The 12,667-nt window shown below is 72.1% G+C and carries 13 protein-coding genes, 1 pseudogene and 1 other annotated feature; of the genes and pseudogenes, 4 read left to right on the forward strand and 10 right to left on the reverse strand.

The window, feature by feature from the left end:
• Positions 1–22: 22 nt before the first annotated feature.
• The 5 genes and pseudogenes from A3CO_RS0111600 to A3CO_RS0111615 form a co-directional block, all read right to left on the reverse strand.
• A complete protein-coding gene (locus tag A3CO_RS0111600) occupies positions 23–556 on the reverse strand; it encodes a DUF4334 domain-containing protein (protein WP_018332414.1) in 534 nt (177 codons plus the stop codon).
• A 29-nt stretch (positions 557–585) separates the two neighbouring features.
• The gene (locus A3CO_RS0111605) at positions 586–861 is read right to left on the reverse strand and encodes a hypothetical protein (protein WP_169510937.1); all 276 of its coding nucleotides are present in this window, start codon (positions 859–861) and stop codon (positions 586–588) included.
• A gap of 60 nt (positions 862–921) precedes the next feature.
• On the reverse strand, positions 922–1,638 hold the full coding sequence (locus A3CO_RS0111610; RefSeq protein WP_245561487.1) for an alpha/beta fold hydrolase: 717 nt from the start codon (positions 1,636–1,638) through the stop codon (positions 922–924).
• A gap of 508 nt (positions 1,639–2,146) precedes the next feature.
• A pseudogene (locus A3CO_RS39460) lies at positions 2,147–2,479 on the reverse strand (group II truncated hemoglobin); the annotation flags it as partial.
• Positions 2,476–3,645: an MFS transporter gene (locus A3CO_RS0111615; protein ID WP_018332417.1), complete on the reverse strand. Its 1,170-nt coding sequence runs from the start codon at positions 3,643–3,645 to the stop codon at positions 2,476–2,478. The pseudogene A3CO_RS39460 and the gene A3CO_RS0111615, both read right to left, overlap by 4 nt.
• Before the next feature lie 106 nt (positions 3,646–3,751).
• Between A3CO_RS0111615 and A3CO_RS0111620 the strand changes: the two genes are divergently transcribed.
• Positions 3,752–4,792: an SPL family radical SAM protein gene (locus tag A3CO_RS0111620; protein ID WP_018332418.1), complete on the forward strand. Its 1,041-nt coding sequence runs from the start codon at positions 3,752–3,754 to the stop codon at positions 4,790–4,792.
• 74 nt (positions 4,793–4,866) lie between these two features.
• Here the strand turns inward: A3CO_RS0111620 and A3CO_RS0111625 are convergent, their stop codons facing one another.
• The gene (locus A3CO_RS0111625) at positions 4,867–5,508 is read right to left on the reverse strand and encodes an MmpS family transport accessory protein (protein WP_018332419.1); all 642 of its coding nucleotides are present in this window, start codon (positions 5,506–5,508) and stop codon (positions 4,867–4,869) included.
• A gap of 308 nt (positions 5,509–5,816) precedes the next feature.
• On the opposite strand from A3CO_RS0111625, the gene A3CO_RS31620 reads away from it, so the two are divergent.
• Both A3CO_RS31620 and A3CO_RS35715 read left to right on the forward strand, forming a co-directional pair.
• A complete protein-coding gene (locus A3CO_RS31620; protein ID WP_018332420.1) occupies positions 5,817–6,704 on the forward strand; it encodes an SAM-dependent methyltransferase in 888 nt (295 codons plus the stop codon).
• Positions 6,705–6,736: 32 nt separating this feature from the next.
• Positions 6,737–7,378, forward strand: a complete 642-nt coding sequence (locus A3CO_RS35715) for a TetR/AcrR family transcriptional regulator (RefSeq protein ID WP_018332421.1) — start codon at positions 6,737–6,739, stop codon at positions 7,376–7,378.
• A 60-nt stretch (positions 7,379–7,438) separates the two neighbouring features.
• On the opposite strand, the gene A3CO_RS0111640 is transcribed toward A3CO_RS35715, so the two are convergent.
• The 3 genes from A3CO_RS0111640 to A3CO_RS31630 all read right to left on the reverse strand — a co-directional run bounded on the left by A3CO_RS0111640 (position 7,439) and on the right by A3CO_RS31630 (position 8,998).
• A complete protein-coding gene (locus tag A3CO_RS0111640; RefSeq protein ID WP_018332422.1) occupies positions 7,439–7,942 on the reverse strand; it encodes a DUF3291 domain-containing protein in 504 nt (167 codons plus the stop codon).
• Positions 7,943–7,993: 51 nt separating this feature from the next.
• Positions 7,994–8,353 (reverse strand): nuclear transport factor 2 family protein, encoded by a 360-nt coding sequence (locus A3CO_RS0111645; RefSeq protein ID WP_018332423.1) that lies wholly within the window; start codon positions 8,351–8,353, stop codon positions 7,994–7,996.
• A gap of 126 nt (positions 8,354–8,479) precedes the next feature.
• The gene (locus A3CO_RS31630) at positions 8,480–8,998 is read right to left on the reverse strand and encodes a DUF4234 domain-containing protein (RefSeq protein ID WP_018332424.1); all 519 of its coding nucleotides are present in this window, start codon (positions 8,996–8,998) and stop codon (positions 8,480–8,482) included.
• Positions 8,999–10,174: 1,176 nt separating this feature from the next.
• Here A3CO_RS31630 and A3CO_RS35720 point away from each other — a divergent pair.
• Positions 10,175–11,329 (forward strand): rolling circle replication-associated protein, encoded by a 1,155-nt coding sequence (locus A3CO_RS35720; RefSeq protein WP_018332426.1) that lies wholly within the window; start codon positions 10,175–10,177, stop codon positions 11,327–11,329.
• Here A3CO_RS35720 and A3CO_RS0111660 read toward each other — a convergent pair.
• A protein-coding gene (locus A3CO_RS0111660; protein ID WP_425393410.1) for an IS3 family transposase occupies positions 11,278–12,545 on the reverse strand; the annotation gives its coding sequence in 2 pieces (ribosomal slippage) (positions 11,278–12,276 and positions 12,279–12,545; 1,266 coding nt in all). The two genes, A3CO_RS35720 and A3CO_RS0111660, sit on opposite strands and share 52 nt — an antisense overlap.
• Positions 12,160–12,291: a sequence feature (AL1L pseudoknot), on the reverse strand. (Overlaps the previous gene by 132 nt.)
• Positions 12,546–12,667: the final 122 nt, after the last annotated feature.

Genomic DNA, 12,667 nt, shown 5'->3' on the forward strand with positions numbered 1-12,667 from the left:
TAGTGCTCACGAGCACAGCACCTCACCGGCGCAGCACGAAGAAGTACGGCGGCGAGTCCCGCAGGTCCATGCAGCCGAGCAGCGTCGTCGCGTCGACGCGGTGGAACACGTCGTTGATCGGGCGCGCGTCGTAGATCATCGTCGCGCTGGAGACGCCGCGGTACTCGGTCATGCGCAGGCGGGCCGTGTACTTCGACGTGCCCATCACGGGACGCCCGAGCGTGATGACCTTGTGCAGCCACGGCTTCCGCGCGGCCGTCGGGAGCGGCAGGTTCATGGGCACGAGCGCGGGGTCGACGGCGAACACGTCGGTGCGGTCGGCGTTCCAGAACAGGAGCGGGTGGACCTCGTCGGCCGAGTCGAACCGCTTGCCCGCCCAGCCGGTCGCGGCGAGGAGGCCGTCCATGGGGTGGCCGGTCGGGAATTCCGAGCCCCACCACTGGCCGAACATCTCCTCGACCGACACCGGGTCGAGCGAGTCGAACAACGCCAGCGCCTCGTCGGTGGTCACGGGCGTGCGGGCGAGCAGGGTGGTGAAGTCCTCGACGGCCGTCATGCGAAACAGTCTGTCGTGACCGTCAAGACTCAGACGGGCAGCGACACCGACCGCGGGATGAGGTCGTCGAGGGTCACCAGCAGCGTGTCCGAGGTGCACCCGACCAGCCCCTCGAGCACGTCACGGAGGCAGCAGAGGTGCGGGAAGGGGTCACGGCGCACGCGCGCGTACGGCGCGACGGCGAGGGCCTCGGCGTGATCGATGAGGGCGTCGAGAGCGTCGCCCTGCAGCCCTTCGTCGACCAGCGTGTCGATCTGGACCAGGGCGGTGCGAGCGACCATCCGAATACGGGTCGCGTCAGTCATGACACTCACGTCGAGTGACGTTAGAGCTACGTTCCGTGTACAGCACCTTCGTTCACCCGATCAGGACGACGTGTGCAGCGCGAAGAAGTTGGCGACCGACTCGCGGGCGGCGTCGGTGTACTCGGGCGCCTTCCAGCGCTCGACGAGGGTCGCGTTCGGCGCCACGTCCGCCAGCATCGCCGACGCGGAGGCCGGGTGCGGCTCGTCGCCGCCGGCGAACACGAGCAGCGGGACGTCGAACGTGGCCACGGCCTCGTCGGGAACGCTCCAGAGCACGTGGTCGCCGCCGTAGAGGTTGTCGCGGAAGGACGTCCAGTCCTGCTCGGTCGCCTCCGGGTGCTCGTCGGCCTGCTTCGCGGCGAAGTCGGCGAACGTGCTGTGGAAGAGCTCCCGGTTGCCCTCCAGCCCGATCGGCTGCAGCACGACCGCGGCCGCCACGCGCTCCGGCGCCCGGTGGATCAGGTTCGCGATGAACGCCCCGCCGATGCACATCCCGACGAGGTGGCACCGCTCGATGCCGAGGTGGTCGAGGAGGGCGAGGTGGTCGTCGGTGTAGCGGTCCCACCCGTCGTCCGCCCGCACCGGCGCCCACGACTCCCCCGCGTTGCGCTGGTCCATCAGCACCACGCGATGGTCGCCGGAGAGCGCGTCCGGCACGTCCCATGGCGCCGCCGACCACCACTCGATCGCCGAACGCAGCCCACCCGGCGCGAACGCGAGCACCGGGAACCCCTCGCCGCGCTCCTCGTAGCGGATGCGGACGTCGTCCTTCTCCATGATCGCCACGCCCCGGACTTCCCGACGACGGGTCGGGGCAAGCCTGCGTCGTCGACCGCGGCGGTTCGAGGCGAGCAGGTCCCGTCGGACACGGTGTGGCGCCCGTGGTCGACAGGAGACCCGGCCGAAGCGCGGCGGCGCATCCGAGTCGCCGTGACTCGGTCCGACCGACGTGGTCGGCGGCGGGACCGGGCCGAAGCGCGGCGGCGCATCCGGGTCGCGGTGACTCGGTCCGACCGACGCGGTCAGGGCCGGTCCCCCGCGGGGAGACCGCGTCGCATCGATGCGGTCGGCGCTCCCGGCGGCTCCCGCCCGGACGCGTCCGCCTCGCGCGCCCGACGGGCTCAGGACGGCTGGTAGGGCGGGGCGACGCCCACCCCCAGTGCGGGACCGGCGCGTGCTCGACGACCTCCGCGCCCTCCTGCGAGTTGTGCATCGCCAGGCGCGTGCCCCACTCCACGTAGCCGACGAAGGCGGCGCGGAACTCCGGGTCGTCCGGGAGCACGGCGTCGTCCGCGGCCCGGCTCATCGTCTCGGCGAACCGTCGGCGCTGCTCCGGGGTGATGTGCAGCTCCCGGTGGTGGGCGAGCATCCGCTCGTAGCCGCCGAGCTGCTCCGTGTAGTCCGCGGGGCCGCCGAACACCTCGATCCACCACAGCGTCACGTGCGCGCGGTGCTCCTCCGACACGCCCCCGGGGAAGAGCGGGGAGAGCAGCTCGTCGCCCTCCACCCGGTCGTAGAACGCGTCGATCAGCCGGCGGAAGGCCTCGGCCCCACCGGCCCACTCGAAGAGCGTCGGCGTCACGCGCAACACCGTAATCGCTGCAAAGCCCCTCGTCACGGGACCTTCGCCGCCGGGCGGTCGAGCGCCCGGTGCCGCGCGCCGACCGAGATGGCCAACGCCAGCAGCGGCAGCAGTCCCAGCGCGACCGGCAGCCCCACGCCCGACGCGAGGTGCCCGATCACCGGCGGCCCCGCCACGAAGCCCACCCACCCCAGCGCCGACACGGCCGCGATCGCCCGCCCCGGGTGGACGCCCGGCAGGCGGCCGGCGGCGCTGAACGCGGTCGGCACCACCAGCGCGAGCCCGACCGCGAGCAGCCCGAACCCGACGATCCCCGCCGCCGGGTGCCCGACCAGCAGCGAGGCCCCGAACCCGACCGCCGCCACCAGCGCCAGCCCGGGCAGCAGCCGGTGCGCCGGGAACCGGGCGAGCAGCCGGTCGCCGGCGAGCCGGAGCGTTAGCATCGCCGCGGAGTACGCCGCGTACGCGAGGCCCGCGACGCCCGGCCCGGCGGCGAGGTCGTCGCGCAGGTGCACGGCCGACCAGTCCGCCGACGCGCCCTCGGCCAGCATGCTCGCCAGCGCGATCCCGCCGAGGACCAGCACCACGGGTCGCAGGGGCACCCTTCCCGACGTCGGGTCGTGCCCGGCCTCCGTCGTCGGCTCCGGCGGGTCGGGGACCAGCCGCCGCGAGGCGACTCCGCCGAGCAGGAGCACGACCGGTCCGAGCACCGCGAACTGCGGCGTCACCCCGGTCCCGGTCGCCGCGACCGCCGTCCCGAGCAGCGCCCCGCAGAACCCGCCGAGGCTCCAGCCGCCGTGCAGCCCGGACAGGATCGGGGTGCCGAGGGCCCGCTCGACCGTCACCGCCTGCGTGTTCATCGCGACGTCCAGCGCGCCCTGGAACCCGCCCCACACGAGCAGTGCCGCGAACAGCCACGGCAACGACGGCGCGACCCCGATGAGCAGCCCGGTCAGTGCGTAGCCGACGAGCGTCGCCCGGACCATCAGCCGGCTCCCGAACCGCGGGAGCAGCCAGCCGGTCGCGGCCATCGCCAACACCGACCCCAGCGGCGCGCCGAGCAGGGCGAGCCCGAGCTCGGCGTCGGACAGGTGCAGGCCGGCCTTGACCTGGGGGATGTGCGCGGTCCACGACGCGAACAGCAGCGCGTGCAGCAGGAAGATCGCGAGGACGGCGGGGCGGGCGCGCTGCGCGGGACGCACCCGAGCAGCGTGGGCCGGAAAGAGGGGGCGAGCGACCCGACGCCGGGTATCCGCCCGGATGGCCGCTCCCGCTCGTCCCGCGACGCCGCGTCCGCACAAGCCGTGGGTGCCGAAGCACGTGCGCGTCACCCGGGCCGCGCAGGAGCACGCGCACGCCGACGAGATCGTGCGCCGGTGCGAGGCCCTGGGGTGCGACGACATCGAGCTGCTGAAGGTCGACCGCATCACCGGTGTGAAGGGCGAGACCGAACGCGAGACGTACGCGCGGGCGAAGGCGACGCTGGCCGTCGTCGTGAGCCCGGATTCAGCGCGGAAACTGGACCCGATCCCGCCGTCGGCGGACTGGCGGGTCGACCTCGCGCGCGGCTGCCCGGCGCACTGCCAGTACTGCTACCTCGCCGGGTCGTTGACCGGCCCGCCGATCACCCGCGTCTACGCCGACCTCGACCGCATCCTCGCCAACCTCGACCGCTACGTCGGACGGGGCCACGTGACCTCGAGGTCGCAGGCCCGCGCGCACGAGGGCACGACGTTCGAGGCGTCCTGCTACACCGATCCGCTCGGCATCGAGCCGGCGACCGGATCCCTCGCCGCGGCGATCGCGCACGTGGGCACACACGAATGGCCCGGCCCCGTGCAGCTGCGGGCGACGACGAAGTTCGCGGACGTCGACCCGCTGCTCGACCTCCCCCACCACGGCCGCACCCGCCTGCGCTTCTCCCTCTCGCCGTGGCCGCGCTACGAGGGCGGCACCGATCCGGTCGCCGCCCGCGTCGCCGCGCTCGGGACGCTGGCGTCGGCCGGGTGGCCGGTCGGGGTCACGCTGGCGCCGATCATTCCCGACGGCGGGTGGGAGGTCGCGTACTCGACGCTGCTCGCCGACGTCGCCGCGGCCGTGCCGGCCGACGCGGACCTGACGATCGAGTGCATCACCCACCGCTTCACGCCGGGCAGCCGCGAGACGCTCGAGACCTGGTACCCGGCGTCGAAGCTGGAGATGGACCCCGAGCAGCGCAAGGAGAAGCGCGGGAAGTTCGGGTCGGTGAAGCACGTGTATCCGAACGACGTGATGGACCACCTGCGCTCGACGATCACCGACCAGATCGACGAGCACCTGCCGCACGCCCGGGTCCTGTACTGGACCTGAGTCCGCACAGCACGAACAGGCCGCCCGTCACGGTCCTCCGTGACGAGCGGCCCGCGCGTGGCGTCTCAGCCCGACTACTTCGCGCAGGTCACCGTGGCGTTCGGGCCCGTGGCGGAGTTCTGCGCGACCTGGACGCCGTCCTCACGGATGGTGCAGGTGATCGTGTCGGAGCGGCCCATGTGGTCGAGGTCCGGGGTCAGCGTGGCCGTCATGGTCGGGCCGATCAGCCCGGACACCTGGGCGTCGGCGCTCCACGGCGCCGCCGCGTCGGCGACCGACGCCATCGCGAGGTTGTCGTTCTGCGACTGGCTGTAGGTGACCGCGACATTCGTCTTCCTGGCCGTCGTGACCTCGTAGGTCACCTGGTGCACCGCCGCACTCTGCTGCGCGACGGAATTGACGCTCCCGACGAGGACCGCCGTGTACAGGATGCACATGAACAGCGCCACGACAGCGAGCACGAGGCCGGCGATCGACTTCCCGCGCCCGCTGCGCGCCGTGCGTGACTTCAGCAGTCCGACGAGCGAGAGCACCAGCCCGATCGGCGCGAGCACCCAGGAGACGGTGCCCACGATCGGGATGAAGGACAGCACCGCGGCGATGATCCCGACGACGAGACCGGCCGTGGCCAGGCCGTTCGTCCCAGGCGGGAGCGGCGGCACGGGCGCCTGCGGCGGCACGGGGACCGGCGGCTGCGGCGCGGCACCGCGCTGCATCGGGACCAGCGGGCGGGCTGCGGGAGCTGCCGGGTGGGCCAGACGAATCGGCGCCGTCAGGGCGTCGTCGAACGGCGACGACGCGCTCTGTCCGACGTGACGGCCGTGCCGCGGACCTGCAATTCCCTGCGTCATTCCCGTGCCCCCGAATTCCGTGCGGTTGTTGCTCCTCTCTCGCACAGCGCCACCCTGCCGTTACCGAAGCGCGACGATTTCGAGATGTGTCAGCCTTCCGGGCGACATCGGCGCGTTCTCCCGGCGGGGCTAGCCGTGCGGTGTGGAACGGCGAGGGGGGGGACGGACGAACGATGGACGCCGACACCGAGCGGGCGAACGTCTCCCGCATGTACGACTACCTGCTCGGCGGCTCCCGCAATTTCGCCGTCGACCGCGAGCGGGCGGAGGACGCCCTGCTGGCGCACCCCGCCATGCGCCACATCGCCCGCGCCAACCGCGCCTACCTGCGGCGCGTCGTGCAATGGTGCCTGGAGCAGGGCATCGACCAGTTCCTCGACCTCGGGTCGGACGTGCCGACGGTCGGCAACGTCCACGAGGTCGCTCTCCGGTCCGCGCCCTCGGCCCGCGTGGCGTACGTCGACATCGAGCCGGTGGCCGTGGCCCACGCCGCCGAGATTCTCGACGAGCTCGGGAACCCCCTCATCACCATCACGCAGGCCGACATCGGCCGGCCGCAGACTGTGTTCGACGCCCCCGGCGTCGGCGGCCTGTTCGACTTCACCCGCCCCATCGCCGTGCTCGCCATGGCCGCGCTGCACTTCGTGGACGACGACGTCGTCGGGATCACCGCGGAGTACCAGGCCAGGCTGGCGCCGGGCAGTGTCTTCGCGCTGAGCCACGGCACGGACGACCACGAGAACGAGGCCCTCGCGGCCGGCGTCCGTGCCGCCCGCGACGCCTACCGCAACACCAGCACGCCGCTGTTCCTCCGGGACCGACGTGAGATCGCGGCCCTGTTCGGCACGTTCGAGCTGGTCCCGCCTGGCCTGGTGGACGTCGTGGACTGGCCGACCGAGCAACCCGGGACGGAACCCGCCCTGCTCTACGCCGGGGTCGGTCGGCTCGCCGGGCCGCGACGCACCGCCCGCGGATCGCTGGCCGGGAAGCTCGGCCCCCCGAGCTCCTGGGATTCAGCCGAGCTCAACGAGGCGATCGCGGACGACTTCGACGTCAACTAGAGCTACCCAAATTTTCGAGCTACCCTAGGCCGGTGACCGACCAGGGACTTCGTGAGCGCAAGAAGGCCGAGACGCGGCAGCGGATCGCCGACGTCGCCGGACACCTCTTCGCCGAGCACGGGTTCGACGACGTCGCGATGACCGACGTCGCACGGGCGGCCGACGTCTCCGAGCAGACCGTCTACAACTACTTCCCCGCGAAGACCGACCTCGTCCTCGATAGCGCCGAGGCGATTCGGCAGCGCCTGCACGACCTCGTCCTCCACCGGCCCCCGGACACCAGCCCGGCGAAGGCGCTGGAGGTCGTGGCGTTCGAGGACATCGAGCGCGCGCAGACGGACGACCTCGCGGAGCAGCGCGGACAGTTCTTCGCGCTGTGCGTCAGCAGCCACGTCGTCCGGCGCTTCGGGTTGGCGGTCCGCGACGAGCAGGTGGCGATGGTCCGCGCCGCGCTCGCCGCCACTGATCCGGGCCTGCATCCCGGACTCGCGCACGTGCACGCAGCCGCGCTCGTGGCGGCACTGCAGCTCGTCGGCGACACCATCGGCGGCGCAGTCGTGCGCGGAGACTTCCCACCCGACGTCGTGAAGGCGCTCGAGGAGACCGCCCGGCTGGCGTTCGACGACCTCGACGAGCACTTCCAGCGCTTCGTGCCCGGGGAGGAACCGTCGTGACGCGCGTTCTCATCAGCGGAGCGAGCGCTGCCGGCCCCACGGGTTCGAGGTCGGTGCGGGTCAGGCGCGGCACAACCAGCCGGTGTCGATCAGGGCCGGGTCGATCGCGTCCGGTGCGGGGAACGGCTGCTGGAAGGTGAACGCATCCGCCGTCGGCCCGAGGTCACGGAGCCGGCTCAGGCGCTCCTCCGCGTCGGCGACCGTCGGGCGGTAGCCGACCGGCACCCACCACAGCGTCTGATGCGCCTCGGCCATCCGCGGGAACGACCGGCGCCGCTGTCGTAGAACCGCGACGTGGGTGGGGTCGCGGTAGACGAAGTCGCCGAGGGACTCGAGCGACGCCCAGACGGACATGTTGATGATCATGTCGTCGTCGTCGTCGTCGAAGACGCGGAGGGCGGTCGCGTCGCCGTCCTCCGTCTGCAGCCGCCACCGGAACCCCGGCGCGGCGTCGGCGACCGCGTTGACCGCCTCCAGCGCGTCGGTGAACCACGCGAGCTCCGGTGAGGTCAGCGGGGCCGACGGGGTCGCGACGTTGACCTGAGCCAGCTCCCACAGGGTCACGTGATCGGAACGTAGAGGTGTTCCGGTGACGGATCCAGGCCGGTGTCGGAACTAGCCGTCCTGGCCCACGAGGACCGTGTAGAGCCGCGCGATCTTCCCGTCGACGACGAGGCTCATGTCGACCCCGCGCACCACCGGCTCCCCGTCGGGCGGGCCGAACGTCCACGGCGCGTGGATGAGGTCGTCGAGCACGTGCGCCGGGCCCGACGGGGCGAAGACGAACCCGGGTGCGGAGTCGAGCAGGCCCTGCACCTTTTCGCTGATCGCCTCGTGCCCGCGCGACGAGCCCTCGGCGTCGGTGAAGACGATGTCGTCGCGGTAGACCTCGGCCATCACTCGCAGCCGGGCGTCCGGGTCGCGCTCGTTGAACACGCGCAGGGTGGCGTCGACGAGGGTCTCGATCTCGGGCACGGATGGCTCCTCGGGCGTGAGCGTTCGGGAATGTCCACAACGCCGAGGACCCGCCGGATGATCCCACCCTCGGACGAGCACGCCGGCGCCACCCGTCGTCGGCGGGATGCGGCGCCGCGGTGTCCGTCAGCCGCGGAGGGGCACCGACGAACCCGCCCAGGCGCCGGGGTAGGAGTCGACGACCTTGTTGAGCTCGCTCTGGTAGTAGAGCGACACCAGGCCGAAGGCGAAGCAGAGCAGCAGGCCGATCCCCGCGCTGCACGTGGGGCGGAGGCCGGCGGCGCGCTGCGCGGCGGCGATGCGGTTCCCGGTGTTGTAGAGCGACACGAGCGGCGCGACGACCGTCCAGCCGAGGAACAGCAGGACCAGCATCGGCCCGGCGACCGGGACGACCCGACGGCGGTCGAACTCGGCCATCTCGCGGTGGATCTTGTAGTACCAGACGTAGCTGTAGACGCCGAAGGTGATGAACGGCAGTCCGAGCCAGACGCCGCCCGGGTTGCGCCGCTTCATCGCGAGCCCCGTCGGCACCTGCTGTGGGAGCCCGCCGGCCGGGCTCACCGCCGGCTGCTGGTACTGCGCCGGGATGTAGAGCCGGTCGGTGACCGCCGACGCCTCGGGCGGCTGCGGCGACCACGCCGTCATGGTCCGCGCCTGACCTCGCGGCGGCGTGGCGTGCCGGCCCCCGCTCGTCGGGCGGGGCGTTGAATCAGGCGCGACGGTCATCCGTGGGTCCCCCGACAGTCTCGGTCCAGCGTGGCGGTGTCCCGACCCGTCCGGAGGCGGAACTGCTTGGACTGTCGCGCTGTCCGGGGATCTCGTTATGCGGCAACCAGGTGTCGTCGTTGCGCCGTCAGGTGCGTTCCACGGCGGCCGCCGGCGCGTAGGGAGGGTGGCGGCGCGCAAACGCCGGCCTCACGACCATGATCGGAAGATCGTGACCGACACGCGCAAGCTGTGCTGAGACACGCTCACGTAGTCGCGATCTTGCTGCGCCGCGGACGCGGGCGACCGCCCTGAGCAGCGCAACCACACTCGGCGTCGGGAAGAGCGGACCTGGAGCCGGCGCGGGGAATCGAACCCCGGACCTTTCGCTTACAAGGGCCACGCGGCTCGTCTAGAGGAGTCGATCCTCTCGGTCTGACTCGGGGCGCTGTCCTGGACGAACACCAGCAGACGGCCGTGAACCCGAGGCGGCTGCTACACGACTGCTACACGGCTCTCACCGCACGGCTCGTGCTCGGGGTCTCTGCCTCGGCGGCACGGGGTCGCCTCGGACAGGTCGATCGTGCCGGGGCAAGGGCCACCACGTCGACCCCCTCAAGGCTCCTGCACGAGCTGGCCCTTGCGGCGGTGCGAGCGGGCTGTCAGACCCCGCAAGCGCCGACGAGGGCGAGACCCCGTCCCGACCACCACTGCACTCCCGACCGCCGCGCTGCCGGGTCCCCCTCTCCTGAAAACGGTGTCCTGGTCCAGGGCGGAGCGCCTGGTCGCCGAAGGCCGTTCCTCGACTCGCTGATCCCGTTCGCCGCCGTCTCGCTGCTCTGACCGCCAGGGCCGCGAGACGACGGCCCTTCTGACGCGCCCACCGCAAGGCCCCGACGGGTCCTGTGGCGATGCCGCGCGTCCGCATCCGGTCAGCCAGGCGAGACGGCCTCCCCGAGAGGTCCCGCCGTGTCCCACTCCCCCAGCTCGAGCAACGCGACCAGCCCGTCCTCGTCCAGGTCGGCGCGGTCGTCGTGGGCTGTTCTGCCTGATCCGTGGCGCTCGTACACCCCTGCGCCTGCCTCTTCGGCTTCGTCGGTGGCGGCCGGGGGAGGCGTGGCCGGCCCGCCGGCCCGGGTCGAAGACAGGAGCGGCCGGCGGGAGCCGGCCGCGTCCGACCCGGCCGCTGCCCCGGCGTCAGCGGAGGGCCGCGCGCCTGGGCTTGTTCTATGTGCCATATCGGGCCGCCAGCCCACCGACACCACCGCTGACCTAGACGAGACCCCGGCTGGCACCGAGGTCCCGAACACCGCCGCTGGGCTGTGGACCCCGGCGTTCCCCTCCCCCGAACTGGTCGACGCCGCAGCCGCGATACTGCCCGCCGTTCGCGAGGAACCCGGCACGCTCGCCGAGGGGCCACGATGGGAGCTGACCGTCGGACCGGGCATCTTCCAGGTCGCGTGCCGGGACTGGGCCCGCCGCGAGCGCACTGAGGAGCGGGCCCGATCGGCACGCGTGAAGGACGTGGACGCCTTGGTGGCCGCGTTCGTCGCTACCGGCGAGTGGCCCGCTCCGCCACCGCCTCGGTCGGCGATCACGTCGTGGTCGCGCAAGAGCAGGGCGAACATGACCAAGCGGCTGTGCGAGCTGGACTACACACCCCTGTACGCCTCGGGCCGGTTGCCGGCGATGGTCACGCTGACCTACCCCGGCGACTGGGTCACCGTCGCCCCCAACGGGGCCGACTTGAAGCGACACATGAAGGCACTCCGCAAGCGCTACGCCCGCGCCTGGGGCGAGGAGTGGCGCTGCGTGTGGAAGCTGGAGTTTCAACGCCGGGGAGCCCCCCATGTCCACATGCTCTGCACCCCGCCGCACGGCCTCGCGCGCACCACCGGCGAGCAGTTCGCGGTGTGGCTCTCACGGTCCTGGGCCGAGGTCGTTGACCATCCCGACTCCGAGCAGCGCCTCCGCCACGAGCGCGCCGGGACCGCCCTGGACTACGCCGAGGGCCTACGGGCCACCGACCCGCGCCGGGTCGCGGCGTACTTCACCAAGCACGGCCTCATGGCGGCCAAGGAGTACCAGCACGACGTCCCACCCGAGTGGTCCGAACCCGGCACCGGCCCTGGTCGGTTTTGGGGCGTCTGGAATCTCCACCGAGCCGTGCGCACCGTGCACGTCAGCGCCCAGTACGGCATCCGTGAAGCGCCCCGGGTTCAGTGGAGGCTGGGTTCTCCCGAGAGTGGATCTTCTCGGGCTGCTTGGTGAGCGTAGTAGTTCTGTTCGTGCTCGACCGGCGGAACGTGTCCGAGCTTCGAGTGCAGGCGGCTGGTGTTGAACCAGTGAGCCCAGGACGCGGTGACCAGTTCGAGGTCGTTGACGGTGCGGATCGGGCCGTCGCGGGTGACGCACTCGGTCTTGTAGAGCCCGATCAGCGACTCCGCGAGGGCGTTGTCGTAGGAGTCGCCGATCGACCCGATGGAGGCCAGGGCGCCGGCCTCGAGCAGCCGTTCGCCGTAGCGGATCGCGGTGTACTGCGACCCGGCATCGGAGTGGTGGATCAGCCCGTCGAGCCGCCCATCAGTCGTCTGACCAGCGCGTTCCCGGGTCCACAGCGCCATCTCCAAGGCGTCGAGGGGCAGCTCGGTAGGCATCCGGGCCGCGCAGCGCCAGCCGACGATGCGCCGCGAGTACACGTCGGAGACGAACGCGGTGAAGACCATGCCCGACCAGGTCGGGACGTAGGTCATGTCCACGACCCAGAGCTGGTTCGGGCGCTGNGCGGTGAAGTCCCGGTCGACCAGGTCCGGGGCCCGCTGAGACTGTCGATCCGACCGGGTCGTGATCACCGACTGCCCGCGGCGCGCCCCGCGCAGCCCGCGGGAGCGCATCAGCCGCTCGACGGTGCAGCGCGCGACCGGGCCGCCGGACACGCCGGTGACCCCGTCGCGGCGCAGCTGAGCAGCCATCTTGCGGGCCCCGTAGACCCCGCGTCCCTTGTCCCGGTCGAAGAACGTCGCCTCGATGATCTCCTCGAGCGCCGCGTCCGAGAGCGCCCGCCGCGAGGGCAGGCGCGCCTTGTGGGCGTAGTAGCCCGACGGGGCGACCTTGATGTCCTCGCTGGTCAGGACACGGCAGATCGGCTCGACCCCGAAGCGGTGCTTGTGCTGNTCGATGTAGGCGACGATCAGCGGATATGGCGGTCGAGCTCCGCCGCCGCGAAAAACGCCGACGCGGTCTTGAGGATCTCGTTCGCCCGGCGGAGCTCGGCGTTCTCCCGCCGCAACCGGCGGAGCTCCTCGGACTCCGTGGTCGTCGTCCCCGGGACCTCACCGTCGTCGACCTGGGCTTGGCGGAACCAGCCGCGCAAAGTGTCCGGGGTGATACCGAGCTGCGGCCCGATCCGCTTGCACGCCGCGTTGACCGACAACCCCGGCTCCTGCTGGCGGGCCTCGCGGACCATCCGCTTCGCCCGCTCCCGCATCTCCTCAGTGAACTTCCTCGGCGCCGGCACGACCCCCACCTTCCCGTGGGATCAGAGCCTCCACCACAGCCGGGGCGCTTCATCCGCGCCGGCCGCATCGCCCGCCGCTGGGCCAAAGCCCA

Origin of the sequence: Actinomycetospora chiangmaiensis DSM 45062, from assembly GCF_000379625.1 — a bacterium.
Taxonomy (GTDB): Bacteria; Actinomycetota; Actinomycetes; order Mycobacteriales; family Pseudonocardiaceae; genus Actinomycetospora; species Actinomycetospora chiangmaiensis.

What these genes read in the sequence shown, in the direction of transcription:
- A3CO_RS0111605 (WP_169510937.1), bottom strand. Translation starts at nt 861, where the DNA reads ATGACTGACGCGACCCGTATTCGGATGGTCGCTCGCACCGCCCTGGTC.
- A3CO_RS0111625 (WP_018332419.1), bottom strand. Translation starts at nt 5,508, where the DNA reads ATGCAGCGCGGTGCCGCGCCGCAGCCGCCGGTCCCCGTGCCGCCGCAG.
- A3CO_RS0111610 (WP_245561487.1), bottom strand. Translation starts at nt 1,638, where the DNA reads ATGGAGAAGGACGACGTCCGCATCCGCTACGAGGAGCGCGGCGAGGGG.
- A3CO_RS0111600 (WP_018332414.1), bottom strand. Translation starts at nt 556, where the DNA reads ATGACGGCCGTCGAGGACTTCACCACCCTGCTCGCCCGCACGCCCGTG.
- A3CO_RS31620 (WP_018332420.1), top strand. Translation starts at nt 5,817, where the DNA reads ATGGACGCCGACACCGAGCGGGCGAACGTCTCCCGCATGTACGACTAC.
- A3CO_RS31630 (WP_018332424.1), bottom strand. Translation starts at nt 8,998, where the DNA reads ATGACGGCGTGGTCGCCGCAGCCGCCCGAGGCGTCGGCGGTCACCGAC.